This is a genomic window from Azospirillum halopraeferens DSM 3675, assembly GCF_000429625.1.
Taxonomy (GTDB): domain Bacteria; phylum Pseudomonadota; class Alphaproteobacteria; order Azospirillales; family Azospirillaceae; genus Azospirillum; species Azospirillum halopraeferens.
The window spans coordinates 514,114-540,613 of record NZ_KE386927.1 but is presented as its reverse complement, the minus strand read 5'-3'; the positions used below and the strand labels follow the sequence as shown (position 1 = coordinate 540,613).

At 72.7% G+C, this 26,500-nt stretch carries 31 protein-coding genes; 22 read left to right on the top strand and 9 right to left on the bottom strand.

Annotation, left to right across the window (positions count from 1 at the left end):
* The first annotated feature begins 26 nt into the window (after positions 1–26).
* The 8 genes from znuC (at position 27) to dapB (ending at position 6,836) form a co-directional block, all read left to right on the top strand.
* Positions 27–815 carry a zinc ABC transporter ATP-binding protein ZnuC gene (gene znuC / locus G472_RS0127155; RefSeq protein WP_029010902.1) on the top strand — a complete coding sequence of 263 codons (789 nt, stop codon included), beginning with the start codon at positions 27–29 and terminating at the stop codon, positions 813–815.
* Between the two features lie 16 nt (positions 816–831).
* The gene (znuB, locus tag G472_RS0127150) at positions 832–1,620 is read left to right on the top strand and encodes a zinc ABC transporter permease subunit ZnuB (protein ID WP_029010901.1); all 789 of its coding nucleotides are present in this window, start codon (positions 832–834) and stop codon (positions 1,618–1,620) included.
* Positions 1,621–2,085: 465 nt separating this feature from the next.
* Complete coding sequence (locus G472_RS0127135; RefSeq protein ID WP_035693785.1) at positions 2,086–2,841, top strand: (Fe-S)-binding protein; 756 nt, start codon at positions 2,086–2,088, stop codon at positions 2,839–2,841.
* Between the two features lie 13 nt (positions 2,842–2,854).
* Entirely contained in the window at positions 2,855–4,282 is a 1,428-nt protein-coding gene (locus G472_RS0127130; RefSeq protein ID WP_029010898.1) for a lactate utilization protein B, read from the top strand.
* Positions 4,279–4,986 carry a LutC/YkgG family protein gene (locus tag G472_RS0127125; protein ID WP_029010897.1) on the top strand — a complete coding sequence of 236 codons (708 nt, stop codon included), beginning with the start codon at positions 4,279–4,281 and terminating at the stop codon, positions 4,984–4,986. The genes G472_RS0127130 and G472_RS0127125 overlap by 4 nt, the downstream gene beginning before the upstream one ends.
* A gap of 13 nt (positions 4,987–4,999) precedes the next feature.
* Positions 5,000–5,563, top strand: a complete 564-nt coding sequence (locus G472_RS0127120) for a Smr/MutS family protein (protein ID WP_029010896.1) — start codon at positions 5,000–5,002, stop codon at positions 5,561–5,563.
* Positions 5,560–5,955 (top strand): helix-turn-helix domain-containing protein, encoded by a 396-nt coding sequence (locus tag G472_RS0127115; RefSeq protein ID WP_029010895.1) that lies wholly within the window; start codon positions 5,560–5,562, stop codon positions 5,953–5,955. The genes G472_RS0127120 and G472_RS0127115 overlap by 4 nt, the downstream gene beginning before the upstream one ends.
* 83 nt (positions 5,956–6,038) lie before the next feature.
* Entirely contained in the window at positions 6,039–6,836 is a 798-nt protein-coding gene (gene dapB, locus G472_RS0127110; protein ID WP_029010894.1) for a 4-hydroxy-tetrahydrodipicolinate reductase, read from the top strand.
* On the opposite strand, the gene G472_RS35940 is transcribed toward dapB, so the two are convergent.
* Both G472_RS35940 and G472_RS0127100 read right to left on the bottom strand, forming a co-directional pair.
* Positions 6,808–7,737: a bifunctional transcriptional activator/DNA repair enzyme AdaA gene (locus G472_RS35940; protein WP_245593592.1), complete on the bottom strand. Its 930-nt coding sequence runs from the start codon at positions 7,735–7,737 to the stop codon at positions 6,808–6,810. The genes dapB and G472_RS35940 overlap by 29 nt on opposite strands.
* An 86-nt stretch (positions 7,738–7,823) precedes the next feature.
* Positions 7,824–8,342, bottom strand: a complete 519-nt coding sequence (locus G472_RS0127100) for a DUF2244 domain-containing protein (protein WP_029010893.1) — start codon at positions 8,340–8,342, stop codon at positions 7,824–7,826.
* A 56-nt stretch (positions 8,343–8,398) separates the two neighbouring features.
* Between G472_RS0127100 and nth the strand changes: the two genes are divergently transcribed.
* Entirely contained in the window at positions 8,399–9,058 is a 660-nt protein-coding gene (gene nth, locus G472_RS0127095; protein WP_029010892.1) for an endonuclease III, read from the top strand.
* Positions 9,059–9,096: 38 nt separating this feature from the next.
* Here the strand turns inward: nth and G472_RS0127090 are convergent, their stop codons facing one another.
* The gene (locus G472_RS0127090) at positions 9,097–9,921 is read right to left on the bottom strand and encodes a bactofilin family protein (protein ID WP_029010891.1); all 825 of its coding nucleotides are present in this window, start codon (positions 9,919–9,921) and stop codon (positions 9,097–9,099) included.
* 93 nt (positions 9,922–10,014) lie between these two features.
* On the bottom strand, positions 10,015–10,698 hold the full coding sequence (locus G472_RS0127085; protein ID WP_029010890.1) for an EI24 domain-containing protein: 684 nt from the start codon (positions 10,696–10,698) through the stop codon (positions 10,015–10,017).
* Between the two features lie 169 nt (positions 10,699–10,867).
* Between G472_RS0127085 and G472_RS0127080 the strand changes: the two genes are divergently transcribed.
* The 4 genes from G472_RS0127080 to G472_RS0127065 all read left to right on the top strand — a co-directional run bounded on the left by G472_RS0127080 (position 10,868) and on the right by G472_RS0127065 (position 14,154).
* Positions 10,868–11,863: an adenosine kinase gene (locus G472_RS0127080; protein ID WP_029010889.1), complete on the top strand. Its 996-nt coding sequence runs from the start codon at positions 10,868–10,870 to the stop codon at positions 11,861–11,863.
* A gap of 67 nt (positions 11,864–11,930) precedes the next feature.
* Entirely contained in the window at positions 11,931–12,851 is a 921-nt protein-coding gene (locus G472_RS0127075) for a sulfite exporter TauE/SafE family protein (RefSeq protein WP_029010888.1), read from the top strand.
* A complete protein-coding gene (locus G472_RS0127070; protein ID WP_029010887.1) occupies positions 12,848–13,630 on the top strand; it encodes a TIGR02186 family protein in 783 nt (260 codons plus the stop codon). The genes G472_RS0127075 and G472_RS0127070 overlap by 4 nt, the downstream gene beginning before the upstream one ends.
* A gap of 2 nt (positions 13,631–13,632) precedes the next feature.
* On the top strand, positions 13,633–14,154 hold the full coding sequence (locus G472_RS0127065) for a universal stress protein (RefSeq protein ID WP_029010886.1): 522 nt from the start codon (positions 13,633–13,635) through the stop codon (positions 14,152–14,154).
* Positions 14,155–14,173: 19 nt separating this feature from the next.
* Here the strand turns inward: G472_RS0127065 and G472_RS0127060 are convergent, their stop codons facing one another.
* Together G472_RS0127060 and G472_RS35935 are read right to left on the bottom strand one after the other, a co-directional pair.
* Complete coding sequence (locus tag G472_RS0127060) at positions 14,174–15,616, bottom strand: fused MFS/spermidine synthase (RefSeq protein ID WP_029010885.1); 1,443 nt, start codon at positions 15,614–15,616, stop codon at positions 14,174–14,176.
* A complete protein-coding gene (locus G472_RS35935) occupies positions 15,613–16,860 on the bottom strand; it encodes an adenylate/guanylate cyclase domain-containing protein (protein ID WP_084536922.1) in 1,248 nt (415 codons plus the stop codon). Before G472_RS35935 ends, G472_RS0127060 begins: the two co-directional genes overlap by 4 nt.
* 112 nt (positions 16,861–16,972) lie before the next feature.
* Here G472_RS35935 and G472_RS0127050 point away from each other — a divergent pair, with 112 nt between their 5' ends.
* Positions 16,973–17,524, top strand: coding sequence for a NifU family protein (locus G472_RS0127050; protein ID WP_029010884.1), 552 nt, complete (start codon positions 16,973–16,975; stop codon positions 17,522–17,524).
* Between the two features lie 45 nt (positions 17,525–17,569).
* Here the strand turns inward: G472_RS0127050 and G472_RS35930 are convergent, their stop codons facing one another.
* Both G472_RS35930 and ddpX read right to left on the bottom strand, forming a co-directional pair.
* Complete coding sequence (locus G472_RS35930) at positions 17,570–18,658, bottom strand: polysaccharide deacetylase family protein (protein WP_051341385.1); 1,089 nt, start codon at positions 18,656–18,658, stop codon at positions 17,570–17,572.
* Positions 18,659–18,831: 173 nt separating this feature from the next.
* The gene (gene ddpX / locus G472_RS0127040; RefSeq protein WP_029010883.1) at positions 18,832–19,389 is read right to left on the bottom strand and encodes a D-alanyl-D-alanine dipeptidase; all 558 of its coding nucleotides are present in this window, start codon (positions 19,387–19,389) and stop codon (positions 18,832–18,834) included.
* Positions 19,390–19,465: 76 nt separating this feature from the next.
* Here ddpX and tsaB point away from each other — a divergent pair, with 76 nt between their 5' ends.
* Both tsaB and G472_RS0127030 read left to right on the top strand, forming a co-directional pair.
* A complete protein-coding gene (tsaB, locus tag G472_RS0127035; RefSeq protein ID WP_029010882.1) occupies positions 19,466–20,167 on the top strand; it encodes a tRNA (adenosine(37)-N6)-threonylcarbamoyltransferase complex dimerization subunit type 1 TsaB in 702 nt (233 codons plus the stop codon).
* Positions 20,164–20,643, top strand: coding sequence for a GNAT family N-acetyltransferase (locus G472_RS0127030; RefSeq protein WP_035693782.1), 480 nt, complete (start codon positions 20,164–20,166; stop codon positions 20,641–20,643). The genes tsaB and G472_RS0127030 overlap by 4 nt, the downstream gene beginning before the upstream one ends.
* Here G472_RS0127030 and G472_RS0127025 read toward each other — a convergent pair.
* Positions 20,640–20,846, bottom strand: a complete 207-nt coding sequence (locus G472_RS0127025; RefSeq protein ID WP_425388016.1) for a sulfurtransferase TusA family protein — start codon at positions 20,844–20,846, stop codon at positions 20,640–20,642. The two genes, G472_RS0127030 and G472_RS0127025, sit on opposite strands and share 4 nt — an antisense overlap.
* 139 nt (positions 20,847–20,985) lie before the next feature.
* On the opposite strand from G472_RS0127025, the gene G472_RS0127020 reads away from it, so the two are divergent.
* The 6 genes from G472_RS0127020 (at position 20,986) to ybeY (ending at position 26,497) form a co-directional block, all read left to right on the top strand.
* Complete coding sequence (locus G472_RS0127020; RefSeq protein ID WP_029010879.1) at positions 20,986–21,402, top strand: Ros/MucR family transcriptional regulator; 417 nt, start codon at positions 20,986–20,988, stop codon at positions 21,400–21,402.
* A 222-nt stretch (positions 21,403–21,624) separates the two neighbouring features.
* Positions 21,625–22,446: a GNAT family N-acetyltransferase gene (locus G472_RS35925; protein WP_035693781.1), complete on the top strand. Its 822-nt coding sequence runs from the start codon at positions 21,625–21,627 to the stop codon at positions 22,444–22,446.
* A gap of 25 nt (positions 22,447–22,471) precedes the next feature.
* Positions 22,472–23,314: a lysophospholipid acyltransferase family protein gene (locus tag G472_RS0127010; RefSeq protein ID WP_029010878.1), complete on the top strand. Its 843-nt coding sequence runs from the start codon at positions 22,472–22,474 to the stop codon at positions 23,312–23,314.
* A gap of 197 nt (positions 23,315–23,511) precedes the next feature.
* Positions 23,512–24,906: a tRNA (N6-isopentenyl adenosine(37)-C2)-methylthiotransferase MiaB gene (gene miaB, locus G472_RS0127005; RefSeq protein WP_029010877.1), complete on the top strand. Its 1,395-nt coding sequence runs from the start codon at positions 23,512–23,514 to the stop codon at positions 24,904–24,906.
* Positions 24,903–25,946: a PhoH family protein gene (locus tag G472_RS35920; RefSeq protein WP_051341383.1), complete on the top strand. Its 1,044-nt coding sequence runs from the start codon at positions 24,903–24,905 to the stop codon at positions 25,944–25,946. Before miaB ends, G472_RS35920 begins: the two co-directional genes overlap by 4 nt.
* On the top strand, positions 25,943–26,497 hold the full coding sequence (gene ybeY / locus G472_RS35915; RefSeq protein ID WP_425388012.1) for an rRNA maturation RNase YbeY: 555 nt from the start codon (positions 25,943–25,945) through the stop codon (positions 26,495–26,497). The genes G472_RS35920 and ybeY overlap by 4 nt, the downstream gene beginning before the upstream one ends.
* The last annotated feature ends 3 nt before the right edge of the window (positions 26,498–26,500 follow it).

Genomic DNA, 26,500 nt, shown 5'->3' with positions numbered 1-26,500 from the left:
GCATGAGTGTGACGTTATATCGTAACATGTCAAGCCCTTACGACTCCTCCGCCGTTCCCCTTCTGGACGTCCGTGGCCTTTCGGTGATGCTCGGCGGCCGGACGGTGCTCGACGCCGTCGACCTGACCGTGACGCCGGGCGAAATCGTCACCCTGATCGGCCCCAACGGCGCCGGCAAGACCACCCTGGTGCGCGCCGTGCTGGGGCTGGTGCCGGTGCAGGCGGGCGCGGTGCGGCGGCGGCCGGGGCTGCGCGTCGGCTACATGCCCCAGCGCATCGCCGTCGACCCCACCCTGCCGCTGACGGTGCGCCGCTTCCTCGGCCTGTGGCGGCCGGTGCCGGCGGCGCGGATCGTCGCGGCGCTGGAGGAGGCCGGGGTGACTCATCTGGCCGCATCGCCGGTGCAGGCGGTGTCGGGGGGCGAGATGCAGCGGGTGCTGCTGGCCCGCGCCCTGCTGGCCGACCCCGACCTGCTGGTTCTGGACGAGCCGGACCAGGGTGTGGACGTGCACGGCCAGGCGGACCTGTTCGCCCGCATCGACGCGGTGCGCAAGGCGCGCGGCTGCGGCGTGCTGCTGGTCAGCCACGATCTGCACACGGTGATGGCGCGCACCGACCGCGTGCTGTGCCTGAACCGGCACGTCTGCTGCTCCGGCTCGCCCGAAGACGTCCGGCGCCATCCCGAGTATCATGCCCTGTTCGGCCGCCACGCCGACGCGCTCGCGGTCTACGTCCACCGGCACGACCACGCCCACGCCGAAGACGGCAGCGTGGTGCCGGGACCGGCCGACGGCCGGGGCTGCTGCGACCACTGACGGGGTAAGGGTCTCTATGGACGATTTCATGATCCGCGCCCTGGTGGCCGGGTGCGGCGTCGCGGCGCTGGCCGGGCCGCTCGGCTCCTTCGTGGTGTGGCGGCGGATGGCCTATTTCGGCGACACGCTCGCCCATTCGGCGCTGCTGGGGGTGGCGCTGGGCTTCCTGCTGGGCGTCGACCCGATGATCGGGGTGGTGGCGGTGTGCGTGGTGCTGGCCCTGCTGCTGGTGGCCCTGCAACAGCGCCGGGCGCTGGCGTCCGACACCCTGCTGGGCATCCTGTCCCATTCGTCCCTGTCCCTGGGGCTGGTGGCGGTGGCCTTCCTGGAAACGCTGCGCATCGACCTGATCGCCTATCTGTTCGGCGACCTGCTGGCGGTGACGCCGGGGGACATCGTGCGCATCTATCTGGGCGGCGGGGTGGCGCTGGCCGGGCTGGCGCTGCTGTGGAACCGGCTGCTGGCCGTCACGGTGGATGAGGACCTGGCGCGGGTGGAGGGCATGCCCGTGGTGGCCCTGCGCCTGGCCTTCATGCTGCTGATCGCGCTGGTGATCGCGGTGGCCATGAAAATCGTCGGCATCCTGCTGATCACCTCGCTGCTGATCATCCCCGCCGCCGCCGCCCGCCGCTTCGCCCGCACGCCGGAGCAGATGGCGGCTCTCGCCTCCCTCTTCGGCATCGTTGCGGTGCTGGCGGGCATGTACGCCTCCCTGCACTGGGACCTGCCCGGCGGCCCCGGCGTGGTGGTCGCCGCCGCCGGCCTGTTCCTGGTCTGCACGCTGGTGCCGGCGCGGGCCGGGTGAGGCGGCCGGCCGTCATCGGTCGTGATCCATTTACGGCCTATCGGATGCCGGGGTCCAAACCGGGCAGCCGGGACGTTTCCACACCGTCGACCTCCGACGGGATGTCGATGATCGACGGATCGGGATGCCGCCGGGCGGCCGGAAGCACCTTCACTCGGGCCTTGGCTCGGCTCCCGGCAGGGCGGCCACGATGCGCGCCTCGATCGCGACGGCGCGCTTTTCCTCCTTCGTATCGGATTTGGCGAGCACGTACGCCACGAGGGCGTCGGGGTCGCGGGGATCCCGGCCCTGTGCGCGTATCCACTCCCGCCGCGGCGGCATTCTCTTGCGGACCATCTCCCCGAGCCGTGCCGACGGGACGCGTATAATGCCTCCGCCCCGTCCGCGGCACCTTTCTTGCCGATTCCCGGGGCACCACGTATTGTCCGACCGTCGCACCCCACCATTCGGGATACCCCCTGCCCCATGCCCGCCGTCGGTCTGTTCGTCACCTGCCTCGTCGACCTGTTCCGGCCGACCGTCGGCTTCGCCGCGGTGAGGCTGCTGGAAGACGCCGGCTGCACGGTCGCGGTGCCGGACGGCCAGACCTGCTGCGGCCAGCCCGCCCACAACGCCGGCGAGCGCGGCACGGCGCGCGACCTGGCGCGGCGCACCATCGCCCTGTTCGAGGGCTTCGACGCGGTGGTCGTACCGTCGGGGTCCTGCGCCGGCATGATCCGCGTCCATTACCCGGAGCTGCTGGCCGACGATCCGGAGTGGGCGCCGCGGGCGAGGCGGCTGGCGGCCCGCACGCACGAGCTGGTGTCGTACCTCACCGACGTGCTGGGGGTGGCGGCGGTCACGGCCCGCCACGACGGCGCGGTGACCTATCATGACTCCTGCTCCGGCCTGCGCGAACTGGGCATCCGGGAGCAGCCGCGCCGCCTGCTGGCCTCCGTCGCCGGGCTGGAGCTGCGGGAGATGGCGGACACCGGGGCGTGCTGCGGCTTCGGCGGCACCTTCTGCGTCAAGTACCCCGACATCTCCGACCGCATGGTGGCGGACAAGGCCGCCGCCATCGCGGCGACCGGTGCGGACACCGTGCTGGCCGGCGATCTCGGCTGCCTGCTGAACATCGCGGGGAAGCTGTCGCGCGACGGCTCCCCCATCGCGGTGCGCCACGTGGCGGAGGTGCTGTCGGGCCTGGCCGGGGGCACGCCACCCATCGGCGCCCGGACCTGACGGGAGCGCGACCATGCAGCCGTCCTCCCGCCACTTCCCCGAGAACGCCCGCCGCGCCCTGGCGGATGACCGCCTGCGCGCCATGCTGGACAAGTCGGCTTCGGGCTTCCGGCTGCGCCGCCGCATGGCGGCCGACCGGCTGCCGGAGTTCGAGGCCCTGCGCGACCGCGGCCGGGACATCAAGGACCATACCCTGGCCCACCTGGACCTCTACCTGGAGCGGTTCGAGGCGCAGGTGCGCGCCGCCGGCGGCACCGTCCACTGGTGCGCCGACGCGGCCGGGGCGCGCGACGCCATCCTGGCCATCTGCCGCGCCGCCGGCGCGAAGACCGTGACCAAGGGCAAGTCGATGATCGCCGAGGAGATCGCGATCAACGACCACCTTGAGGCCCACGGGCTGGTGCCGGTGGAGACCGACCTGGGGGAGTACATCGTGCAGCTCCGCAAGGAGCCGCCCAGCCATATCATCGCCCCCGCCTTCCACGTGTCGAAGGAGCAGGTGGCGGAGTCCTTCCGCGCCGCCCACACCGCGCTGGATCCCGCCCGCCCCCTGGACGAGCCGAGCGCCCTGCTGGCCGAGGCGCGGGCCATGCTGCGCCGCCGCTTCCACGAGGCCGACGTCGGCATCACCGGGGCCAACCTGCTGATCGCCGAGACCGGCCAGACCGTCATCGTCACCAATGAGGGCAACGGCGATCTGACGCAGACCCTGCCCCCGGTCCACATCGTCCTGGCCTCCATCGAGAAGGTGGTCCCCACCCCGGAGGACGCCGCCACGGTGCTGCGCCTGCTGGCGCGCTCCGCCACGGGGCAGGAGTTCTCCGCCTACACCACCTTCTCCGCCGGGCCGCGGCGCGCCGCCGATCCGGACGGGCCGCGCGCCTTCCATGTGGTGCTGCTGGACAATGGCCGCTCCGCCCTGATGGACACCGAGTTCCGGGAGGTGCTGCGCTGCATCCGCTGCGGCGCCTGCATGAACCACTGCCCGGTCTATGGCGCGGTGGGCGGCCACGCCTACGGCTGGGTCTATCCGGGGCCGCTGGGCGCCGTGCTCGACCCCGCGCTGATCGGGCTGGCGGAGGCGAAGCACCTGCCCAACGCCTCCACCTTCTGCGGCCGGTGCGAGGAGGTGTGCCCCATGCGCATCCCGCTGCCGGCGATGATGCGCCACTGGCGCCGGCGGGAGGCGGAGCAGGGCCTGCAACCCGCGGTCACGCGCCGCGGACTCGCCCTATGGGCGTGGTTCGCCCGGCGCCCCGCCCTCTACCACGCCGCTGCCCGGCTGGCGGCGCGCCTGCTGCGCCGGCTGGCCCGCCGCAGCGGGACGCTCGCCATGCTGCCGGGGGCCGGCGGCTGGACCCGCCACCGCGACCTGCCCGCCCCCGAGGGCCGGACCTTCCGGGAGCTGTGGGCGGAACGGCGGACGGGGGACGGCCCATGAGCGGGTCGCGGGAGCGCATCCTCGGCGGCTTGCGCCGGCGGCTCGGCCAACCCGGCGGCGACGACGCCCGGCGCGACGCGGTGGAGCGCCGCCTCGCCGACCACCCCCGCAACCCGGTGCCCGCCCGCGCCCTGGTGCCCGAGCCGGAGCGGGTGGCCCTGTTCGTGGCGATGGCCACCGAGGCGGCGGCCACGGTGGAGCGGCTGCCCGACACGGCAGCCGTGGCCGACGCGGTGGCCGACCTGCTGGCGTCCCGCAACCTGCCGGCGGCGGTGCGGACGGCCCCCGACCCGCTGCTCGCCGCCGTGCCCTGGCACACCCGCCCGGCCCTGACGGTGAGCCGTGGACCCGCCGGAGACGACGACCCCGTGTCGGTGACCGGGGCCTTCGCCGGCATCGCCGAAACCGGCACGCTGATGCTTGTTTCGGGTCCGGAACATCCTACCACCCTGAACTTCCTGCCCGACACCCACATCGTCGTGCTGCCGCGCCGCCGCATCGTCGCCACCTACGAGGACGCGTGGGATCTGTTGCGACGCCGGTCCGATGCCGGCGGATCTTGGATTCCGCGCACGGTGAACCTGGTCACCGGCCCCTCCCGCACGGGCGACATCGAACAGACCATCCAGCTCGGCGCCCACGGGCCGCGCAGCCTCCACATCCTGCTGGTCGAGGACGCCGACACCGCGTCCGCAGCCGGCTGACCGGGGGGCGACGATGACCCGCAAGCGGACGCTGAGCGAGGAGGAGCGCCGGCTGTGGCGCATCGCCATGCGCGACGCCGCCCCCCTGCCCGGCCGCACCCTGGCGGAGGAGATGACCTCCGCCCCGCCGCAGCCGCAGCCGGAGCCGGCGGCGCCCGTCCCCGTCCCGGCCCCCGCCGTGCCGGCCCCGGCGCGGCGCGCCGCGCCGGCCCTGCGGCCCCTGCGGGCGGGGGAGCTGGCCGACATGGATCGCCGCTCCGCCGACCGGCTGCGCAAGGGCCGCATGGAGATCGACGGGCGCATCGACCTGCACGGCATGACGCAGGACCAGGCGCACGGGGCATTGGCCGCCTTCATCCACCGCTGCCGGCACGAGGGGCGGCGCTGCGTTCTGGTGATCACCGGCAAGGGCAACTTCAGCCCCGACGGTGGCATCCTGCGCCGGGTGGTGCCGCGCTGGCTGGCCGAGCCGGCCCTGCGCCCGCTGATCCTGGCGGTGCAGGCGGCGCAGCCCCGGCACGGCGGCGACGGCGCCCTCTACGTCCTGATCCGCCGCCGCCGGGACGCCGGGCCGTGACGCCGTTCGGCGAGCGGGTCCGCGCCCTGCGCGCCGCCAGGGGGGTGACGCTGAAGCAGATGGCGGCTGACCTGCACATCTCCTCGGCCTATCTGTCGGCGCTGGAGCACGGCAAGCGCGGCCAGCCCTCGCCCCAGTTGGTGCGGCAGGTGTGCGGCTATTTCGGCATCATCTGGGACGAGGCGGAGGAGCTGGAGCGCCTGGCCGCCCTGTCGCACCCCCGGGTCACCGTGGACACCGCCGGCCTGACGCCCAGGGCGACCGAACTGGCCAACCGTCTGGCCGAACGCATCCGCAGCCTGGACGAGCGGACGCTGGACGCCCTGCTGGGCATCCTGGACGAGACGCCGCCGCCCGGCGGCGGCCGGCCGCGCCGCAACGGGCGGCGCTGAGGGGCCGCCGACCGGGTAGTCGGCCGCCGCCGGGTGTGCTACAGCCGGTTCCGGCAGGCAACGGGTCGAGGCGGGAGGCGGAGATGAAGATCGGCGTCGTCGGATGCGGCGGACGGATGGGCCGGATGCTGGTGCAGGAGATCGTCGCCACGCCGGGCTGCACCCTGGCCGGCGGCACCGAGCGGGTCGGCGGTCCGCTGGTGGGCCAGGACGTCGCCGTCATCGCCGGGCTGGAGCCGTCGGGGGTGCTGGCCATCGACGACCCCGTGCCGCTGTTCGCCGAGGCCGACGCGATCATCGACTTCACCACCCCCGACGCCGCCGAACGCCACGCCGCCCTGGCGGCGCAGAGCGAGACGGTGCTGGTGGTCGGCACCACCGGGCTGAACCCGGCGCAGCGCGAATCCCTGGCGCGGGCGGCCACCCACACCCCCATCGTCCACGCACCGAACATGTCGGTGGGCGTGAACCTGCTGTTCGCGCTGGTGGAACGGGTCGCCGGGGTGCTGGCCGAGGACTACGACATCGAGATCGTCGAGATGCACCACCGCCACAAGGTGGACGCCCCCTCGGGCACGGCGCTGGGGCTGGGGCACGCCGCCGCGCAGGGCCGCGGGGTTGACCTGGACCGGGTCTGGCAGAAGGTCCGCGATGGCCACACCGGCCCGCGCACCCCCGGCTCCATCGGCTTCGCCACCCTGCGCGGCGGCGACGTGGTGGGCGACCACACCGTCGTCTTCGCCGCCGAAGGGGAGCGGATCGAGCTGACCCACAAGGCGTCCAGCCGCCAGGTCTTCGCCCGCGGCGCCGTGCGCGCCGCCATGTGGGCCAACGACAAGCCGTCGGGGCTGTTCACCATGCGCGACGTGCTGGGGATGTGACTCCGGCGCCGTCCGCGGCCGGGGACCGGCGGGCCTGTTCCCAGGCCAGCAGGGCGCGCTTGCGCGGCACACCGTAGCGGTAGTTGTGGATGATCCCCGATTTCTGGATCACCCGGTGGCAGGGGATCAGCACGCACACGGGGTTGCGGCCGACGGCGGCGCCGACGGCGCGCGATGCGGTGGGTTGGCCGATGGCGCGGGCAACGTCCTCGTAGCTGGCGACGGCGCCCTCGGGGATGCGCAGCAGCGCCTCCCACACCTTGATCTGGAAGTTGGTGCCGCGCAGCAGCAGGCGCAGCGGCTCGCCCGCCCCGGCCGGCGCGGCGGGGCCGAACACCCGCGCCGCCACCGGTGCCGTGGCGGCGGCGTCCTCCACCAGCCGGGCGGCCGGCCACGCCGCGGTGAACTCGGCCAGCGCGTCGCCGGCGTCGTCCCGGTCGGAGAAGCTGAGCCAGCAGACGCCGCGCGCGGTCAGCCCCACCAGCGCCCGGCCGAAGGGACAGTCGTGCAGGCCCCACCGGATGGTCAGGCCGTCGCCCAGCGCCTTGTACTCCCCGGGCGTCATCCCCTCGCAGGCGACGAACAGGTCGTGCAGCCGGGACGGCCCCGACAGGCCGACGTCGAGGGCAGTGTCGAGGAGGCTGCGGTTGTCGTCCAGCAGGCGCCGGGCGCCATCCAGCGTCAGGTATTGCACGAACCGCTTGGGGCTGATCCCCACCCAGCGGGTGAACAGGCGCTGGAAGTGGAACGGACTCATCCCGGCCAGCCCGGCCAGGTCCTCCAGGGTCGGCTGTTCGGTCCAGCGTTCCGCCACGTGGCGGATGGCGGCGGCCATGGCGCGGTGGTGGCGCGCATCGACGGGGTCGCCGATGGCGTCGGAAACGGAGTCGAGGCCGGTCACGGGCGGTCTCCCGGTTGGTGGACACCGGCGAGTCTGGCGCGTCCCGGCCCGGCCACCAACCCGAATCTTGCGCCCCCGACCCCGCTCTACACGGGGTTGGGGCGGCAGGGCGGCCGGCGCCAGGCATCCAGTGCCCGGCGCAGGGCACGGGCGAAGTCGGCCCGCTCGTCCGGGCTGAGGAAAGAGCCGACCACCACCGACCGGCCGTGGGACGACAGGGTCACCTGGCTTTCGTGGCGGGGCGGATCGTCCATGGAGACGCGCAGCCAGTGCGGCTGGAAGCGCCAGGTGCGGTCCGGCTGCTTCCAGGCGACCCGCTGCACCGTCAGCTCCCGGTCGGTCAGGCGCACCCGTTCATAGCGGCGGGCCGAGCGGTAATTGGCGCGGAACGCCCACCACAGGAGCAGCACGTCCAGCCCGAAGAAGCCGGTCACCGGCCACGCCCCCTGCACCAGGAAGGCCGTTCCGACCACGGCGCTGACCAACACCACCGCCGCCATCAGCACCAGGAACCCGGTGCGCCCCAGGCTGCGGTGGGGGTGGAGGATCGCGTCGAAGAAGACCCGCACGGGGGTGGGCTGCGGCGGTTGCTCGTTCGGCTGCATGGTCGTCGATCCTGGCCCGGATTGCGTTTCCCGTAAAGCCGGCTACAGTCGGCCTCATGAAAACCCGCGACACAGAAGAACTGTTCCGCCGCCTCGCCGCCGCCAACCCCGAACCGAAAAGCGAGCTGGAGTACGTCAACCCCTTCACGCTGCTGGTGGCGGTGGTGCTGTCGGCGCAGGCCACCGACGCCGGCGTCAACCGGGCCACCCGCGCCCTGTTTGAACGGGTGCGCACGCCGCGCGCGATGCTGGAGCTGGGGGAGGAGGGGCTGCGGCAACACATCCGGACGATCGGCCTGTTCAACACCAAGGCCCGCAACGTCATCAAGCTGTCGGAAATCCTGGAGCGGGACCACGGCGGGGAGGTGCCGCGCGACCGCGAGGCCCTGCAGGCGCTGCCCGGCGTCGGGCGCAAGACGGCCAACGTCGTCCTCAACGTCGCCTGGGGCGACGAGACGATGGCGGTGGACACCCACATCTTCCGGGTCGCCAACCGCACCGGCCTGGCGCCAGGCAAGACGCCGGATGCGGTGGAGAAACGCCTGCTGGAGGTGGTGCCCGGCCCCTATCGCCGTCACGCCCACCACTGGCTGATCCTGCACGGCCGCTATGTCTGCAAGGCGCGGCTGCCGGACTGCCCCGTGTGCCCGATCCGCGATCTCTGCGCCTATCCGGACAAGACACAGCCCGGCACGGCGCTGGCCGAGCCGGGCTGAAGCCCTTGCGTCACGCCGGACGGATCACGCCGGACGGATCACTCCGCCGGGATCGCTTCCGGAGCCGGAGCCGGTGCGACCGCCGCGGGAGCGGGAGCGGCGGCGGGTTTGGACGCCGCGGAATAGACCTGGATGTCGCCGATGAGCTGGCCACCCGCCTCGACCTCCAGTTCGCCGTAGCGGATGGAGCCGTTGATCTTGCCGGTGGAGCGCACCCGCAGGCGGCCGCGCACCTGGATGTCGCCCTCGAAGCGGCCGCCGATGTCGGCCTCGTCGATCTCCACCGAGCCCTTGAACAGGCCGGATTCGGCGATCTCGATGTTGCGGCCGTCGCGCAGCTTGGCCTCCACCGTGCCTTCGACCACCAGCACGTCGCACGACGCGATCTCGCCCGACAGCGAGATGTCGCGCCCGACGATCAGCCGGCGCTGCTCGACCGCCGCCGGAGCGGCGGGAGCGGCGGTGGGGGCCGCGGCGGGAGCGGCGTCGGGACGGCGCGGCACGGCGCCGGGCATGTCCACCATGCGGCGCGGGATGTCGGTCTTGAAGGCGGCGGCCGCGGAGGGCGGAGTCGGCGGCTTGGGCGGGGTGGTGTTCATCTCGGGTCCCTTGTCGGAATAGGGCGAGCGGAGCGTCGGCCCCGGGGCGGGCTGCGGCGGCACCGGCGAAAGCGCGGGGCCGGGGGCGTGTGACGGCGCCGCCGGCACGGCACCCTGGTCCGCGGGGGCCTCGCCGGGGAAGGCCCCGGTAAGCGGCGGCGAAGCCGGCGCGACGGCGGCCGCGTCCGGCGCGGCGGCTGCGGCCGTGTCGGCGCCCGCGGGCTTGGGCGCACCGGCCGGCGGGTTCTTTCGTCCGAACAGCATGCAGGAAGTCCCCTGGTTCAGGTCAGGCGGGATGGACGGCCTCACCGGATGCCGCGCCGCGGTCCTTCGCGAAGATCCATCCCTTGCGGGTTATCACGGTCGTCCGGCCGGCCGCAAGCGCCCATTCATGGTGTGGTAGACGTGGGCCATGAAGGCGGTCGCGACGACCGGGACGAACAGATTCAGCAGCGGGACGGTGGAAAGGAAGGCGATAATGGCGCCGGCCGCAAAAGGTCTCAGTCCGGCCGCCCGGCGGGCGTCCGCGGCACCGCGCCGCCCCAGCCGGCGGATCGCCACCAGCTCGAAATACTCCCGCCCCAGCAGATAGCCGTTGACGGTGTAGTAGACCGCCAGGTTCAGCCCCGGCAGGGTGAGGTAGAGCGGCAGCGCCACCACGTTGACCGCCACCACCACGGCCAGGAAGCGCAGCGCCGTCGCCACCTCGGCCAGCAGGCCGGGCGGGCGCGGCGGCGGCAGGTGCGGGTAGTGCCGCCGCTCCACGTCGTCCAGCACCCGGTCCAGCACCAGGCTGGACACCGCCGCCACCACGCCGGGAAACAGGATCCAGGCGGCGACCAGCACCAGCAGGCCGCCCAGCACGTCGATCGCGGTGTCGACCCACGCCAGGCCGACCAGCGGCGTGCCCAGCAGCAGCCACTGCACCAGCACGAACAGGCCGATGAAGGCCGCCGCTGCCCCGACGACGCCGAACAGGACGACCCGCCGCGACGCGGGATCGGACAGTTGCGCGAACCCAAGCACCAGCGCGCGGATCATGCGGACGGCTCCCCTTCGGACCGGATGGACCCGCCCGGTTCTATCCGCGACACCGTGCCGCGGCAAGAACGGCGGCCGGCGGCCGCCCCGCCGCGCTTGTGGCCGGAAGCGCCGCCGCTATACTCGCCCCCGCCCGCCCCCTCGGTCTTCCCAACAGTCAGGAGTGTTCATGGCCGCCGCATCCTACGACGTCACCGGCATCGGCAACGCCATCGTCGACGTCATCGCCCACGCCGACGACGCGTTCCTCGCCGCCAACGGCATCGAGAAGGGTGCGATGACCCTGATCGACGCGGCGCGCGCGGAGGAGCTGTACGGCCGCATGGGGCCGGGCATCGAGGTGTCGGGCGGCTCGGCCGGCAACACCATGGCGGGCTTCGCGTCGCTCGGCGGCGCCGGCGCCTACATCGGCAAGGTGTGCAACGACCAGCTCGGCGCCGTCTTCCGGCACGACATCCGCGCCGCCGGCGTCCATTTCGCCACCGACCCGCTGCACGGCGGCGCCCCCACCGCGCGCTGCCTGATCCTGGTCACCCCGGACGCCCAGCGCTCCATGAACACCTATCTCGGCGCCTGCGTGGAGCTGGGGCCGGAGGACATCGACGAGGACCTCATCGCCGCCTCGCGGGTGACCTACATGGAAGGCTATCTGTGGGATCCTCCCCGCGCCAAGGAAGCCTTCCGCAAGGCCGCCGCCATCGCCCACGGGGCCGGCCGCGCGGTGTCCCTGTCCCTGTCGGACTCCTTCTGCGTCCATCGCCACCACGCGGAGTTCCGCGACCTGGTGGAGAACCATGTGGACGTGCTGTTCGCCAACGAGCACGAGATCGGCGCGCTCTACGGCACCGACCGCTTCGAGGACTCGCTGGAGGCGGTGCGGCGTCTGGGCAAGGTGGCGGCGCTGACGCGCAGCGAGAAAGGGGCGGTCGTCGTCGCCGGCGGCACGGTGGTCGAGGTGGCGGCGGAGCCGGTGGAGCGGGTCGTCGACACCACCGGGGCCGGCGACCTCTACGCCGCAGGATTCCTCTACGGCTACACCCGCGGCCTGGCGCCGGCGGTGTGCGGACGCCTGGGTGCGGTGGCCGCGGCGGAGATCATCGCCCATGTGGGCGCCCGCCCCGACGTGTCTCTGGCCGAGCTGGTGCGCGCCCGCGGCGTGCTGTAGCCCCTTGGGCCGGCGGGGTGCCCCGGGGTAAGCTGCGGCCGCCCCCTCCCCCGCCGGACCCCGCCCGATGCAAGTCTACCTGCCGATCGCCGAAATGTCGGTCAACAGCCTGGGCGTGCTGATCATGGGCTGGCTGGTCGGATTCCTGTCCGGCATGTTCGGGGTGGGCGGCGGATTCCTGATGACGCCGCTGCTGATCTTCATCGGCGTGCCGCCGGCGGTGGCGGTGGGGACCCAGTCCAACCAGCTCGTGGCCGCCAGCGTGTCGGGGGTGCTGGCCCACTGGCGGCGCGGCAACGTCGACGTGAAGCTGGGCACCGTCATGCTGGTCGGCGGCCTGGTCGGCACCTCGATCGGGGTGTGGATCTTCGGCGTGCTGCAGCGCCTGGGCCAGATCGACGTGGCCATCGGGCTCAGCTACGTGTTCTTCCTCGGCATCATCGGCTCGCTGATGCTGGTCGAGAGCGTGCGCGCCATGCTGCGCCGGCGCGCCCCCGCAGCGGGGCGCGGCAAGCTGCACCACCACATATGGCTGCACGGCCTGCCGCTGAAGATGCGCTTCCACCGCTCCAAGCTCTACATCTCGGCCCTGCTGCCCGCCGCCATCGGCGCCGTCGGCGGCATGCTGGTGGCCATCATGGGGATCGGCGGCGGTTTCCTGCTGGTGCCGGCCATGATCTATCTGCTGAACATGCCCACGGCCCTGGTGGCGGGCACGTCGCTGTACCAGATCATCTTCACCACCGCCATCGCCACTCTGCTGCACGCCGCCACCAACAACACGGTGGACGTCATGCTGGCCCTGCTGCTGCTGATCGGCGGCGTGATCGGGGCGCAGGTCGGCACAAAGGCGGGCGGCTACCTGCGCGGCGAGCAGGCGCGCGCGCTGCTCGGATTCCTGGTGGTGGCGGTGGCCGCGCGGCTGGCCTGGGACCTGGTCGTGCCACCGGCCGATCTCTTCACCGTGGCCACGGGGGTGCCGCGGTGAGCGCTGCCGCCGGACGGCCGGCGCGGCGCGGTGCGGTGGCCGGCATCGCCGTGATGGGGGCGGTGCTGGCGGTCGCCGTCGCGGTCGCGGTGACGGCACGGGCGCAGCAGCTCGTCGCCGACCTGTCCAGCCACCTGATCGCCATCACCACCGGCTTCACCGGCACCGAGGTGGTGCTGTTCGGCACCACCGGCGGCGAGGGGGACGTGGCCGTGGTGGTCACCGGGCCGCGCCTCAGCGCCACGGTGCGCCGCAAGGGCCGCATCGCCGGCATCTGGGTCAACCGCGACAGCGCCGTGTTCGATCAGGTGCCGAGCTTCTACACCGTGGCGACCAGCCGGCCGCTGGAGGATTTCGCCGGCGACCCCGTGCTGGAACGCCATCAGATCGGTGCCGCCAACCTGGACCTGACGCCGGCGACGCCCCTGGCGCCGGCCGATCTCGTCGCCTTCCGCGCCGCTCTGATCCGCAACAAGCAGCGCGAGGGGCTGTACGGCGTCGCCATGGGCCAGGTGAACTTCCTTGGCGAGCGGCTGTTCCGCACCAACATCTACTTCCCGGCCAATGTCCCCACGGGTCTCTACAATGTAGAGGTGTTCCTGATCCGCGACGGCGAGGTGGTCAACGCCCAGACCACCCCGCTGGTGGTGTCCAAGGTGGGTTTCAGCGCCGAGGTCTACGACTTCGCCCGCGGCCAGCCCGTGCTGTACGGGGTCGTTGCGGTGATCGGCGCGGTTGCCGCCGGCTGGCTTGCCGGCGCCTTCTTCCGAAAGGTGTGATGATGAGCGAACCGACCGCCCCCGACGCACCTGGTCCCGGCCCCGACGCCGGGCAGCCGGCTGCGCAGCGCATCTTCCTGGTCGTGGTGGACGAAAGCCCGGAACTGAAGGTGGCGTTGCGCTACGCCTGCCTGCGCGCGAAGAAGTCCGCCGGCCGCGTCGCCCTGCTGTACGTCATCGAGCCGGGGGAGATGCAGCACTGGCTGGCGGTGGAGAACCTGATGCGCGAGGAGCAGCGCACCGAAGCGGAACAGAAGCTCCAGAAGCTGGCGCGCGACGTCGTCGCCATCACCGGCACGCTGCCCGTTCTCTACATCCGCGAGGGCGACCGCCGCGACGAGCTGCTGGCCCTGATGCAGGAGGAGCCGGGCATCTCCATCCTGGTGCTGGGCGCCGGTGTCGGTCCGGAAGGGCCGGGTCCGCTGATCTCCTACTTCACCAGCCGCGGCATCGCCCGGCTGGGCATCCCCCTGACCGTCGTCCCCGGTGGCCTGTCGGACGCCCAGCTCGACGCCATCACCTGACCGGACCCCGGAACAGCCGTCAGCGGCTGCCGTACAGGGCCCGCAGGCTGCGCAGGTCGATGTCGCTGCGGTCGTCGGTGAGGACCGGGTGGCCGGCCGGGTCGGCGGCGTCGAGGGTGTCGGCGAGGCGGCGCGCGGCGTACAGGGCCGCCGGCGGCGCGGCCTCCAGGCGTACACGTACGGCGGCCGGCGTACGGTCGTCCTTGGTCGCGATCACCAGATGGTTGCCGCGCCCCGCATCGGCGGTGAAGACGGCGGGAAACACCGCCGCCATGGTGGCGGCCAGCGGCCCCACCAGCGCGTCGCGGTCGGCCGGCGCGGCCACGTTCATCATCACCACCCCGCCGGGGGCGAGCCGCCGCTCCACCGCCGCGAAGAACTCCCGCGTCGCCGTGAAGAAGGGGATGATGGCGGTGGCGTACAGGTCGACGATGATCACGTCGTACAGGGCGGACGAGCGGTCCACGTAACGCCGGGCATCGCCCACCACCACCTCCACCCCGTCCAGGGCGAAATGGTCGCGCGCCACCTCGACCACCGCGGGGTCCAGTTCCACCCCCACCACCGCGGCGTCCGGCCAGGCGGCGGCGATCTGCGTGGCGGCCACCCCGCCGGCCAGGCCGAGCACCAGGACACGGCGCCCGTCGGCCAGCGCCGGACCGGCGGTGAACAGGTCGTAATAGCTGCCGGTGGGGCCGCCGTCGCGGCGCAGGCGCGACTGCACGGCCCACAGCACGTTGAGGTGCAGGCGCACCTCGTCGGCGTCCTCGCGCACATAGATCGTGTTGTGGGGGGTTTCCCGGTAGACGGCGACGTCACGGCCCCGGGCGGGCTCGGCGATCCACGCCGCGGCGGCCACGACCGCCACCGCCGCTCCCGCCCGCAGGCCGCCGGGCACGGCGGCGCAGCCCAGCGCCAGCACCGCGGCGGCGACCGCATAGCCGGCCGACACGCCGATGGCGGGGATGGCGTAGAACGCGGCGAAGAAGGTGCCGCCGATGCTGCCCAGCGTGCTGACGGCGTAGATCCGGCCGGCCCGCGCCGCGACACCGCCGGTTCCCGACAGGCCGGCGCCGATGGGCGACACGGTGGCCAGCGCGAAGGAGGGGAGTCCCAGCAGCAGGACCGCACCGACCACCGACCCCGCCTCCGGCCCCATGCCGGCCGACGTTCCCGTCAGCAGCGCCGGGCCGACCCGGGGCGTGGCGGCGGCCCAGACGGCGCTGGCCGCCAGAGCGGCGCGCAGGAAGGGCACCGCCGCCGCGGTGTCGCCCACCGCCCCGCCCTTCCAGTAGCCGGCGGCCATGAAGGCGAGCACCACCCCGATGATCGCGCCCCATTGGTAGACCGAGTAGCCGTAGAGGGGCGCCATCAGCCGGCCGCCCAGGATCTCCAGCATCATCAGCCCCCAGCCGGCGCAGAAGGCCGCCAGGGGAAGGCCGAAGCGGGTGCGTGCGCTCACGGCACCGGCTCCGCGGCGAGGCCGTAGACCTCCACCGGTTCGGCCAGGCCGCGCACGGGGTGCCAGCCCAGCGACCGCAGACGGTCGTCGCAGCCGGCGGCGACGGCGGCGGACGCGAGCAGCGGCCGGTCCAGGCGCTTGCACAGGCTTTCGATCCGGCTGACCAGGTTGACCGCCGGGCCGATGACGGTGAAGTCCAGCCGGTTCGGCGACCCGATGTTGCCGTACATCACGTCTCCCAGGTGCAGGGCAATGCCGCAGCGCAGCGTCGGCTGGCCCCAGGCGGCGCGCTCGGCGTTGAGACGCCGCATGCCCTCCAGCGCCGCCTCGGCGGCGTCCAGCGCCCGCCCGCACGCCAGCCGGTCGGCGTCCGCCCCGGCTGCGCCGTCGGGCAGCGGGAAGACCGCCAGCAGCGCGTCGCCGATGAACTTCAGGATCTCGCCGTCGCTGTCCTCCACCGCCCCGCCCATCACCTCGAAATAGCCGTTCAGCAGGGCGATCAGCTCCTCGCGCGGCAGCCGGTCGGCCAGCGCCGTGAACCCGCGCAGATCGCACTGCCACAGCACGGCGCGCAGGGCCGCCCCGGTGCCGCGGCGGATGTCCCCCGACAGGATGCGCGCCCCGGTGCGCCGCCCGACGTAGGTGTCGAGCACGGTGGTGGACAGGCGGTGCAGCGCCTTCAGTTCCAGCACCGCCGCGAAGGCCGGCAGCATGCCGTCGATCAACTCCAGGTCGGCGGTGGAGAAACCGCCCGGCCGGCCGGTGGCGAAGGTCGCGACGTTGAGCCGCCCGTCGGAGAAGCGCATGGCCATCGCCGCGTAATCGGTCAGGCCCTGATCCCTGAGTTCCCCCAGCACCGGATAGGGCCAGGGCGGGGTCAGCCGTTCCAGCCGGAAGCGCATCGCCTCGGCGCCCTGGTCCATGATGGCGGCGACGGGGCTGGCGAGGTAGTCGGCGGAGGTTTCCACGCCGTGTGCCCGCTCGATCGCCTCCACCGCGCCGGTGCCGCGCCAGTAATAGCTCATGGCGCGGATCTGCGGGTGCAACAGGTTCAGCGACAGAGAACAGCGCCCCAGCGGCACGCCGGCATCGTTGAGCCGCCGGCAGAGCGCGTCGAGGAACGCCGGAATGTCCGCGTGCCCGCGCCCTTCGGTCAGCAACCAGTGGACGATCGCCGGGCCCTTGCCGTCGCACGCCGCCGCCGTGGTGCCCGCCCCGAAGGCGTCCGGATCCACCGGCCCCATATGTGACGACACTGCCCCCATGGATCCCACGCTTGATCTTCCCCTCGATTCTGCCCAAGTTTCCGGAGCGCCGCCAGTGATCTTCGGCGCCTTGCGATAAGGACCCAAGGCCATGTTCATTCAGACCGAGCAGACCCCCAATCCGGCCACCCTCAAGTTCCTGCCGGGGCGTGAGGTGCTCGGACACGGCACCGCCGATTTCCCCGCGGCCGCGGCCGCAACGGGCCGCTCGCCTCTGGCCGAACGGCTGTTCGGGATCGAGGGGGTGGAGGGCGTCTTCCTGGGCGCCGACTTCATCACCATCACCAAGGGCGAGGGGCGCGACTGGTACCTGCTGAAGCCGTCGATCCTCGGCGTCATCATGGAGCACTTCACCGCCGGCCGTCCCGTCCTGACGGGCGAGGCGGATGACGCCGGCGCCGACGAGGAGGATGACGAGATCGTCGCCCAGATCAAGGAGCTGCTGGACACCCGGGTGCGCCCGGCGGTGGCCCAGGACGGCGGCGACATCACCTTCCACGGCTTCGAGCGCGGCATCGTCTACCTGAACATGAAGGGAAGCTGCGCCGGCTGCCCCAGCTCGACCGCGACGCTGAAGGTCGGGATCGAGAACATGCTGCGCCACTACATCCCCGAAGTGCAGGAGGTCCGCGCCGTCCGCTGACGGCGCGGAATGCAAGGACCGGCCGTCCGCTGACGGCCGCGACGGTCAGGGGTTGGCCGGCTGCCCGGTCTCCGGATCGGCCTCCGGATCGGGGTCCGGCGGCTCGGGCACCACGAACTGCATGCCGAACCAGCGCCAGCGTCCGTCGGCGGTGGGCAGAGTGCAGTTCAGGCGGGCACGGCCGGGTGCGAACGGTTCGGCCACACGCACCTCGATGCGGTCGTCGGCGACGCGCTCCAGCGTCGCCCGCCCCTGGCCCGACGCGAAGCAGGCGAGTTGCGACAGGTCGCCCACGTCGGCGGCCACGGTGAACCCCGGCAGCGGCGGGTTGACGGTCAGCACCGGATCCTCCGGCGTCATGTCCATCACCGGCAGGGGCAGGGCGTTGGCAGCCAGGCGGAACCGCTCGACGCTGCCGAACGCCTCGGTCATCACGAAGCGGGGAAGGGCCTGCCGGTCGGCACCGCCGTACACCACGCCGGATTGCAGGCCGAAGGCGGCGGCCACCTCCAGCTCCTCCGCCACCAGCGCCCGGACCGCCGTGGAATATTCCCCCTGCGGATAGGCGAACAGGGTCGGCCGCACGCCCAGTTCGGCGCGCAGGCGCCCGGCCATGCGGCGCAACTCGGCGCGCACCTGGTCGGCGGGGCGGTCGACCAGCGGCATCGCCGTGGCCCCCAGGGCGCCGATGGTGACGCCCGGCTGCCCGGCCAGCCGGCGCAGCTCATCCCAGGTCATGTGGGTGGCGGCGCGGCGGTCGACGGGGTCGGTGGCGACGAACAGGGTGAAGGGCAGGCCGGCCTGGCGCAGCCGCGGCCATGCCTCGGTCAGGAACGAGCGGCTGGCGTCGTCGATGGTGATGGCCACGGCACGGTCCGGCAGCGGCCGGCCGGCGCGCAGCGCCTCGACGATGGCCGGCAGCGGCAGCACCGTATAGTCGTCCGAGGTCAACTCGTCCAGGTGCGCCTCGAACTGGTCGAGGCGGATGCTGCTGGCCGGCGTCGGGTCCTCGCCGAAGCGGTTGTAGGCGAACACGACCGCAGCGTCCGGATCCGCCGCGCGCGGCGCAACGGGCGCGGCGAGCACGGCCCAGGCGGATGCGAGCAGCAGGAGAGCGGTGCTACGGAACGGCATCTGGACAGACGACTCCGGTGGCCGGCGCGCAGCACCGGCCTTCTCGCCCGGATGTCGCACGACCCGCGGGTGGCGAACAAGCGACGAACCGTAACGCCGACGCTTCCGTTCCGCTCCGGTGCGAATCGGCAACAGTCAGGTGTGTCCCGGAGGTGACGCTTGCCGTCACCCCCTCATCCGGGGCCCATCATCCGCGACCCGGCCGCCCCGTCGGTCAACAGCGGGTAGCGCCCGGCGTCGGGAAGCTGATAGTGCCACCACTCGTAAGGATAGTGCTGCCAGCCCGCGGCGGTCATGACGCCCAGCAGCAGGGCCCGGTTGCGCCGGGCCGCGGGGTCCAGGTCGGTGCGGCCGTGGTGGGACCGCTCGGTCATCGCGTCGAAGGCGGTGCCCATGTCCAGCGGCCGGCCGGCGGCGTCGGCCAGCGTCAGGTCGACGGCGACGGCGCGGGTGTGGACCGAGCCGACGCGGGGATCCGCGACGTACATCGGGTCGGGGAAGGCATGCCACAGCGTCCATTGCGCCTCGACCGGGCGGAAGGCATCGTACACCCGCAGCCGCAGGCCCAGCCCGCGCGCCAGAGCGGCGGCGCGGGCCAGGCAGGCGGCGGCATCGGGGTGCAGCAGGCAGACGGGGCGGCGGTAGACCGGCCGCCCGGTCAGGTTGGCGGTGCCGGCGTAGACAAGGTCGATGTCCACGTCGAAGGCCGGAGGTGCGATTTCGGTCAGCATGGTCCGGGATGCGGCGGCGTGATGGACAGACGGACCGTCCCTACCATGGGGGCGGTGCGAACGGAAGGCGGGGACGATGAGGATACTGGGTCTCGACACGGCGACGTCCGGCTGCTCGGCGGCCCTGTGGGATGACGGCCGCGTCACGGCGCGGCGCGCCGACCCGAAGGCGCGCGGCCAGGCCGAGGCCCTGGTGCCCATGGTGCAGGCCGTGCTGGACGACGCCGGCGCCGGCTTCGACGGGCTGGACCGCATCGCCGTGACCGTCGGGCCCGGCGCCTTCACCGGGCTGCGCATCGCGCTGGCCGCGGCGCGTGGCTTCGCGCTGGCCGCCGGCGTGCCCGTCGTCGGCATCACCACCTTCGAGGCGGTGGCCCGCGGCGTCCCCGCGGCCGAGCGTGCCGGCCGCTTCCTGCTGGTGGCCGTCGACTCCCGCCGCACCGAGCCGTTTCTTCAACTGTTCGACGCCGACCTGTGTCCGGTGGGGGAGCCGGTGGCACCCGACCCGGCGGCGGTGCCCGCCTGGCTGGCCGCCGGGCCGGCCTCCGGGCAGCCGCTGACGGTGGCCGGCGATGGCGCGCCGGCCCTGGCAGGGCTCCCGGCCGACCGCCCCGACACCCGTTTCGCCACCGGACCGGGCCTCCCCGACGCGACCTTTGTCGCCATGCGGGCGGCGGAACTGGTGGCGGAGGGTGCGGAGGGTCTGCCGCCGCGGCCGCTCTACCTGCGGGCACCCGACGTTACCCTGCCCAAGGCACGGTCCGCGGCGGGATCATGAGCGATCCCGTCGCCCTGCGTCCGGCCGGACCGTTCGACGCCGCGGTCGTCGCGGCGCTCCAGCACGTCTGTTTTCCCGAGGAACCCTGGTCGGCGGGGTTCATCGCCACCCTGCTGGGCCAGCCCGGCACCTTCGGCCGGCTGGCCGTGGCGGACACCGGTGGCGATCCGCGGCCGGCCGGCTTCGTGCTGGCCCGCGTTGCCGGAGAGGATGGCGAGATCCTGGCCATCGGGGTTCCCCCCGGCACCCGGCGCGCCGGGGTCGGACGCCGGCTGATCGGCGAAGCATTGCTCGAAATGCAACGGCTCGGCGCGACCGCGGTTTTCCTGGAAGTGGCGGAAGACAACATGCCGGCGCGCGCGCTTTACAAGGCCGCGGGCTTCGTCGCGGTCGGGCGCCGGCCCGGATACTACAAGCGCCCGAACGGCCGGGTCACCGCGCTGGTGCTGCGCCACCCGCCTCCGCCCGTCCCTTAAGCCTTGCGCACCCACAGGCGGTGGATGCCGCCGGGGTCGCCGGCGTCCTCCGCCTCCACCGCCAGCACAGCATGGCCGAGTTCGGCCAAGGAGCGGGGCACGTTCTCCAAGGGCTCGCCCGCCCGCAGGCGCACTTCCAGGATCTGGCCGGCCGCCATGCGCTCGACCATCAACTTCGTTTTGACGAAGGTCAACGGGCACACCTGCCCGGTGATGTCCAGAAAAAAGTCCGCGGTCCTTTCTTCGTACACAAGGTCCTCTTCGGCGAAAAGATTGGATATTGCAACCGGCCGCGAAGCACTTTATATGGTGTTCGAACGCCAAGCCGTGGAGCAATCATACATGAGCAGTGGGTCCCCTTCCACCGAGCTGTTGTCTCTGACGACGGAGATCGTTGCGGCGCACGTCTCCAACAATACAGTGGCTCCGGGCGATCTTCCGACCCTGATCGAACAGGTGTACAGGTCGCTCGCCAGCGTCGGTGCCGAGCCCGCTCCGGCTGAGGAACGGCCCCAGCCGGCGGTGCCGATCAAGAAGTCGGTGACGCCCGATTACATCGTCTGCCTGGAGGACGGCAAAAAGCTGAAGATGCTGAAGCGCCACCTCAAGACGGCGTACAACATGACGCCCGAAGAGTACCGGGAGCGCTGGAGCCTGCCGGCCGACTACCCGATGGTGGCGCCCAACTACGCGCGCCAGCGCAGCTCGCTGGCCAAGCAGATCGGGCTGGGCACACGGGCGCGCCGCGGCGCGGCCTGACATCGCGGCCGCGGGTCCCACCGTCCCCCGGGGCGTGCCGATGACGCACCCGCGGGGACGCGGCCCGTGCCAAACGTCCGGCCGGATTGTGACGTTCCGATGAACCGCGAACCGGCGGTTGACGGGCATCCGGCGCTTCGTGGTATCCCTGTCGTCCTGGATCCCCCGGCCCTGTCGCGGGCGGGTCGGTCCGCCCCAGTCGCGACCAGAATGATCCGGAGCATGTCGGACACCATCATGGACCAGGACAGCGCGGGCGATGTTCGCATGGGCACCCTGGAGGTGCGCCTGGCGCAGTCGTCGGCCGAGGTGGACAGCGCCCAGGCCCTGCGTTACCGCGTGTTCTACGAGGAGATGACCGCCAACCCGTCGCCGGAGATGGCGGCGCAGCGGCGCGATTTCGATGCGTTCGACGCGCACTGCGACCACCTGCTGGTGATCGATCACGCCCGCGGCTCCGGGCCGGAGGCGGTGGTCGGCACCTACCGGCTGATCCGCCGGCCGATGGCCGAGCGGGCGGGGCGTTTCTACTCCAGCAGCGAGTACGACATCACCCCCCTGGTGTCGCTGCCGGGCGAGGTGCTGGAACTGGGACGGTCCTGCGTCGACGCCGCCTACCGCACGCGCGGCTCCATGCAGTTGCTGTGGCGGGGCATCGCCGCCTATGTCTTCCACCACCGGATCGAACTGATGTTCGGCTGCGCCAGCCTGCCCGGCAACGACGTGCAGGCGCTGGCGCAGCCGCTGTCCTATCTCTACCACCACCATCTGGCCCCGCCGGCTCTGCGCCCCGTCGCCCTTCCCGGGCTGCGCGTCGACATGCGCCTGATGGAGCCCGACGCCATCGACGCCAAGCGGGCGCTCAACGACCTGCCGCCGCTGATCAAGGGCTATCTGCGCCTGGGCGGCTTCGTCGGCGACGGCGCCGTCATCGACCCGCAGTTCAACACCACCGACGTCTGCGTCGTGGTGAAGACCGACCAGGTGACGGACAAGTATTTCAAGCACTACGAACGGCGCAGCCGCGACGGCAGCGGTGCCTGATACGGGCGGCGAAGGAATGCGCAGCATGGGTTCGCCGATCGTCGGCTTCGTGCGGCTGGCCGTGTACGTGGCCTGGACGCTGCTGCTGATCCCCGTGCAGGCGGTGGCGGTGGCGTTGCGCCTGCCGCTGCGCCACAGTCTGCCGGTGTTCTACCACGCGTCCTGCTGGCGCATCATCGGCTTCGACGTGGTGGTGCGCGGCACGCGGGCGACGGACCGGCCGGTGCTGTTCGTCTCCAACCACTCCTCGTACCTGGACATCACCATCCTGGGCGGCCTGATCCCCGGCTCCTTCGTCGCCAAGACGGAGGTGGCGGGCTGGCCCTTCTTCGGCCTGCTTGCCAAGCTGCAGCGGACGGTGTTCGTGGAACGCCGCAACCGCGCCACCGCCGGACGCCAGCGCGACGACATGCGCTCGCGCCTGGAGGCGGGCGACAACCTGATCCTGTTCCCCGAGGGCACCTCGTCGGATGGCAACCGCACCCTGCCGTTCAAGACCGCCCTGTTCGCCGTGGCGTCGACCCGCATCGACGGCCGCCCGCTGACGATCCAGCCGGTCAGCGTGACCGCCACCCGCCTGGACGGCATCCCTATGGGGCTGGCTTTCCGCCCCGTCTACGCCTGGTACGGCGACATGGACCTGGCCCCCCATCTCTGGCAGGCGTTCATGCTGGGCCGCATCACCGTGGAGGTGGAGTTCCATCCGCCCGTCACCGTGGATGCCTTTCCCGGACGCAAGGCACTGGCCGAGCATTGCGAGCGGGCGGTGGCCGCCGGCGTCGCCCGCGCCGTCTCCGGCCGCCACCCGGCGCCGACGCGCGCCGCCGAACCGCACGCCGCCGACGCGGTCGAGGCGACGGCGACCTGACGAAAGGGAGCAGGGCTCAACGCCCCGCCCGCATCCTGCGCGAAAGGCGATGAGGCGTGCGATGCGATTGACTGTTCACCGGGGCCTTGCGATACCATATCCCCCGGCACAGTCATCGGCCGGTTCACCGGCAGGGCGCGCCGGGCCCCGGGAAGGGGCCGGCGTGCCCGCTTCTATTGGCGCGGAAGGTAAAGGGGTTGAGTAAAAAGCTCTTCATCAAGACCTGGGGCTGCCAGATGAACGTCTACGACTCCGCCCGGATGGCGGATGTCCTGGCTCCCCTGGGTTTCCGTCCGGTCGGCGAACCGGACGGCGCCGATATGGTGATCCTCAACACCTGCCACATCCGCGAGAAGGCGTCCGAGAAGGTGTTCTCGGAACTGGGCCGGCTGCGCGCCCTGAAGGACCGCAAGGAGACGGTGGAGGGCGGGCGCATGATCCTGGCCGTCGCCGGCTGCGTCGCCCAGGCGGAGGGCGAGGAGATCGTCGCCCGCGCCCCCTATGTGGACATCGTCTTCGGCCCGCAGACCTACCACACCCTGCCGGAGATGGTGGCGCGCGCCCACCGCGCCGCCGGCGCGGTGCTGAACACCGATTTCCCGGCGGAATCCAAGTTCGACTTCCTGCCCGACGAGGCGGCGGCCCCGGGGGTCACCGCCTTCCTGGCGGTGCAGGAGGGCTGCGACAAGTTCTGCACCTTCTGCGTCGTCCCCTACACCCGCGGGGCGGAGTTCTCGCGCCCGGCCGCGCAGGTGCTGGCGGAGGCGCGCCGGCTGGTGGCCGCCGGCACGCGGGAGATCAACCTGCTGGGCCAGAACGTCAACGCCTGGCACGGCGCCGGGCCGGACGGCGGGGCCTGGACGCTGGGCCGGCTGATCCGCGCCCTGGCGGAGATCGAGGGGCTGGAGCGCATCCGCTACACCACCTCGCACCCCCGCGACATGGACGACGACCTGATCCGCGCCCACGGGGAGGTGCCGCAGCTCATGCCCTATCTGCACCTGCCGGTGCAGGCGGGCTCCGACCGGGTGCTGGCGGCGATGAACCGCAAGCACACCGGCGACGACTACCGCCGGCTGGTCGACCGGCTGCGCGCGGCGCGCCCCGACCTCGCCCTGTCCGGCGACTTCATCGTCGGCTTCCCCGGCGAGACCGACGCCGACTTCGCCGCGACGCTGCGCCTCGTGCACGAGGTCGGCTACGCCCAGGCCTATTCGTTCAAGTACAGCCCGCGCCCCGGCACCCCGGCCGCCACCGACGCGGTGCAGGTCCCCGAAGGGGTGAAGGGGGAGCGGCTGGCCGCCCTCCAGCAGCTTCTCGACGCCCAGCAGCAGGCGTTCAACCGGGGCTTCGTCGGCCGCACGGTGCCGGTGCTGTTCGACCGGCCGGGCAAGCGGCCGGGCCAGCTCCTGGGGCGCAGCCCCTACATGCAGGCGGTCCATGCCGACGCCGGGGACCGGCTGCTCGGCGCCATCGTCGACGTGGCGGTGGACGCCGCCCATCCCAACAGCCTGGCCGGACGGGTCGCCACGGGGGTCTACGCCTCCGGCACCGGCGGCAGCGCCGCAGTGACCATGGAGATGCCGGCTTGACCGATCTGCCGGACCAGCGCATCGACCTCCGCTTCGACGACAACCGGCTCGTCCCGTTGCTCTATGGCGAGCACGACCGGAATCTGGCGCGCATCGAGACGCAGCTCGGCGTGTCGCTGATCTCGCGCGGCAACGCCCTGACCGTCGCCGGTCCGGCCGGGGCGGCGGATGCCGCCCGTTGCGCGCTGGAGGCGCTCTACGCCCGCCTGCAAGGCAACCTGCCGGTCGGCGCCGGCGAGGTGGATGCGGCCATCCGCATGGCCACCGCCGCCCCGGACCCGCTGGCCCGCGACCAGGGCCTGGCGTCCATCAGCCGCCCCGACTTCACCGTGCGCACCCGGCGCAAGGGGGCGATCACCCCGCGCTCGCCGGTCCAGGCCACCTATCTTCAGGCGCTGGCGGAGAGCGAGCTGGTGTTCGGCCTGGGGCCGGCGGGTACCGGCAAGACCTATCTGGCGGTGGCGCAGGCGGTGGCCATGCTGACCACCGGGCAGGTCGACCGCATCGTGCTGTCGCGCCCGGCGGTCGAGGCGGGGGAGCGGCTGGGCTTCCTGCCCGGCGACCTGCGCGACAAGGTGGATCCTTACCTGCGCCCGCTCTACGACGCGCTGCACGACATGCTGCCGGCCGAACAGGTGCAGAAGCGCCTGGCGTCGGGCGAGATCGAGGTGGCGCCGCTGGCCTTCATGCGCGGCCGCACCCTGGCCGACGCCTTCGTCATCCTGGACGAGGCGCAGAACACCACGCCCATGCAGATGAAGATGTTCCTCACCCGCCTGGGCGAGGGCGGCCGCATGGCGGTGACCGGCGACGTGACGCAGATCGACCTGCCGTCGGGCGTGCGCTCCGGCCTGAAGGACGCCATCGACATCCTGGGCGGCAACCCCGGCATGCAGCCGGTGGAGGGGGTGCGCTTCGTGCGCTTCACCGACGCCGATGTGGTGCGCCATCCGCTGGTCAGCCGCATCATCCGGGCCTACGACGCCCATGAGACGGGACGCGGCGGTGCGAAGCCCGCCGACCGCGGGGGCACGCCGTGACCGTGCCCGCACCGCTCGCCGTGGAGGTGATCGTCACCCGCGAGGCCGAGGGCTGGGCCGGGGACGCCGAATGGCTGGCCGAGCGGGCCGCACTGGCCGCACTGGCCGGGGCGCAATACGACGACGGCCCGGCCGAGCTGTCGGTGGTGCTGGCCGACGACGCGCTGGTCCACCGCCTGAACCGGGAGTACCGGGGCAAGGACAAGCCGACCAACGTGCTGTCCTTCGCCCTGACCGAGGCCGAAGGGCCCGACCCCGATCCGGCGGCGCCGACGCTGCTGGGGGACGTGGTGCTGGCCCGCGAGACGGTCGAGCGCGAGGCCGCCGCGCAGGGCAAGTCCGCCGCCGATCACCTGGTCCACCTCGTGGTGCACGGCACGCTGCACCTGCTGGGCTACGACCACGAGGAGGACGCGCAGGCCGAGGCGATGGAACGCCTGGAGGTGACGGTGCTGGCCGGCCTCGGCATCGCCGACCCCTACGCAAGCGATTCCCCGGACGGTTCGACCGATCCGCCGAATTCCCCGCAACCGCACACACCAGGACGATGAGCG

Coding starts and splice junctions, on each gene's coding strand:
- G472_RS0127075 (WP_029010888.1), top strand. CDS start 11,931: ATGCAAGTCTACCTGCCGATCGCCGAAATGTCGGTCAACAGCCTGGGC.
- G472_RS35935 (WP_084536922.1), bottom strand. CDS start 16,860: ATGGGGCCGGTGGATCCGGACGCCTTCGGGGCGGGCACCACGGCGGCG.
- G472_RS0127085 (WP_029010890.1), bottom strand. CDS start 10,698: ATGATCCGCGCGCTGGTGCTTGGGTTCGCGCAACTGTCCGATCCCGCG.
- G472_RS0127065 (WP_029010886.1), top strand. CDS start 13,633: ATGAGCGAACCGACCGCCCCCGACGCACCTGGTCCCGGCCCCGACGCC.
- G472_RS0127090 (WP_029010891.1), bottom strand. CDS start 9,921: ATGCTGTTCGGACGAAAGAACCCGCCGGCCGGTGCGCCCAAGCCCGCG.
- G472_RS0127020 (WP_029010879.1), top strand. CDS start 20,986: ATGAGCAGTGGGTCCCCTTCCACCGAGCTGTTGTCTCTGACGACGGAG.
- znuC (WP_029010902.1), top strand. CDS start 27: ATGTCAAGCCCTTACGACTCCTCCGCCGTTCCCCTTCTGGACGTCCGT.
- G472_RS0127050 (WP_029010884.1), top strand. CDS start 16,973: ATGTTCATTCAGACCGAGCAGACCCCCAATCCGGCCACCCTCAAGTTC.
- G472_RS0127030 (WP_035693782.1), top strand. CDS start 20,164: ATGAGCGATCCCGTCGCCCTGCGTCCGGCCGGACCGTTCGACGCCGCG.
- G472_RS0127100 (WP_029010893.1), bottom strand. CDS start 8,342: ATGCAGCCGAACGAGCAACCGCCGCAGCCCACCCCCGTGCGGGTCTTC.
- ddpX (WP_029010883.1), bottom strand. CDS start 19,389: ATGCTGACCGAAATCGCACCTCCGGCCTTCGACGTGGACATCGACCTT.
- G472_RS0127080 (WP_029010889.1), top strand. CDS start 10,868: ATGGCCGCCGCATCCTACGACGTCACCGGCATCGGCAACGCCATCGTC.
- tsaB (WP_029010882.1), top strand. CDS start 19,466: ATGAGGATACTGGGTCTCGACACGGCGACGTCCGGCTGCTCGGCGGCC.
- G472_RS35930 (WP_051341385.1), bottom strand. CDS start 18,658: ATGCCGTTCCGTAGCACCGCTCTCCTGCTGCTCGCATCCGCCTGGGCC.
- G472_RS0127130 (WP_029010898.1), top strand. CDS start 2,855: ATGCAGCCGTCCTCCCGCCACTTCCCCGAGAACGCCCGCCGCGCCCTG.
- znuB (WP_029010901.1), top strand. CDS start 832: ATGGACGATTTCATGATCCGCGCCCTGGTGGCCGGGTGCGGCGTCGCG.
- G472_RS0127125 (WP_029010897.1), top strand. CDS start 4,279: ATGAGCGGGTCGCGGGAGCGCATCCTCGGCGGCTTGCGCCGGCGGCTC.
- G472_RS0127135 (WP_035693785.1), top strand. CDS start 2,086: ATGCCCGCCGTCGGTCTGTTCGTCACCTGCCTCGTCGACCTGTTCCGG.
- G472_RS0127120 (WP_029010896.1), top strand. CDS start 5,000: ATGACCCGCAAGCGGACGCTGAGCGAGGAGGAGCGCCGGCTGTGGCGC.
- dapB (WP_029010894.1), top strand. CDS start 6,039: ATGAAGATCGGCGTCGTCGGATGCGGCGGACGGATGGGCCGGATGCTG.
- G472_RS0127010 (WP_029010878.1), top strand. CDS start 22,472: ATGGGTTCGCCGATCGTCGGCTTCGTGCGGCTGGCCGTGTACGTGGCC.
- nth (WP_029010892.1), top strand. CDS start 8,399: ATGAAAACCCGCGACACAGAAGAACTGTTCCGCCGCCTCGCCGCCGCC.
- G472_RS35925 (WP_035693781.1), top strand. CDS start 21,625: ATGTCGGACACCATCATGGACCAGGACAGCGCGGGCGATGTTCGCATG.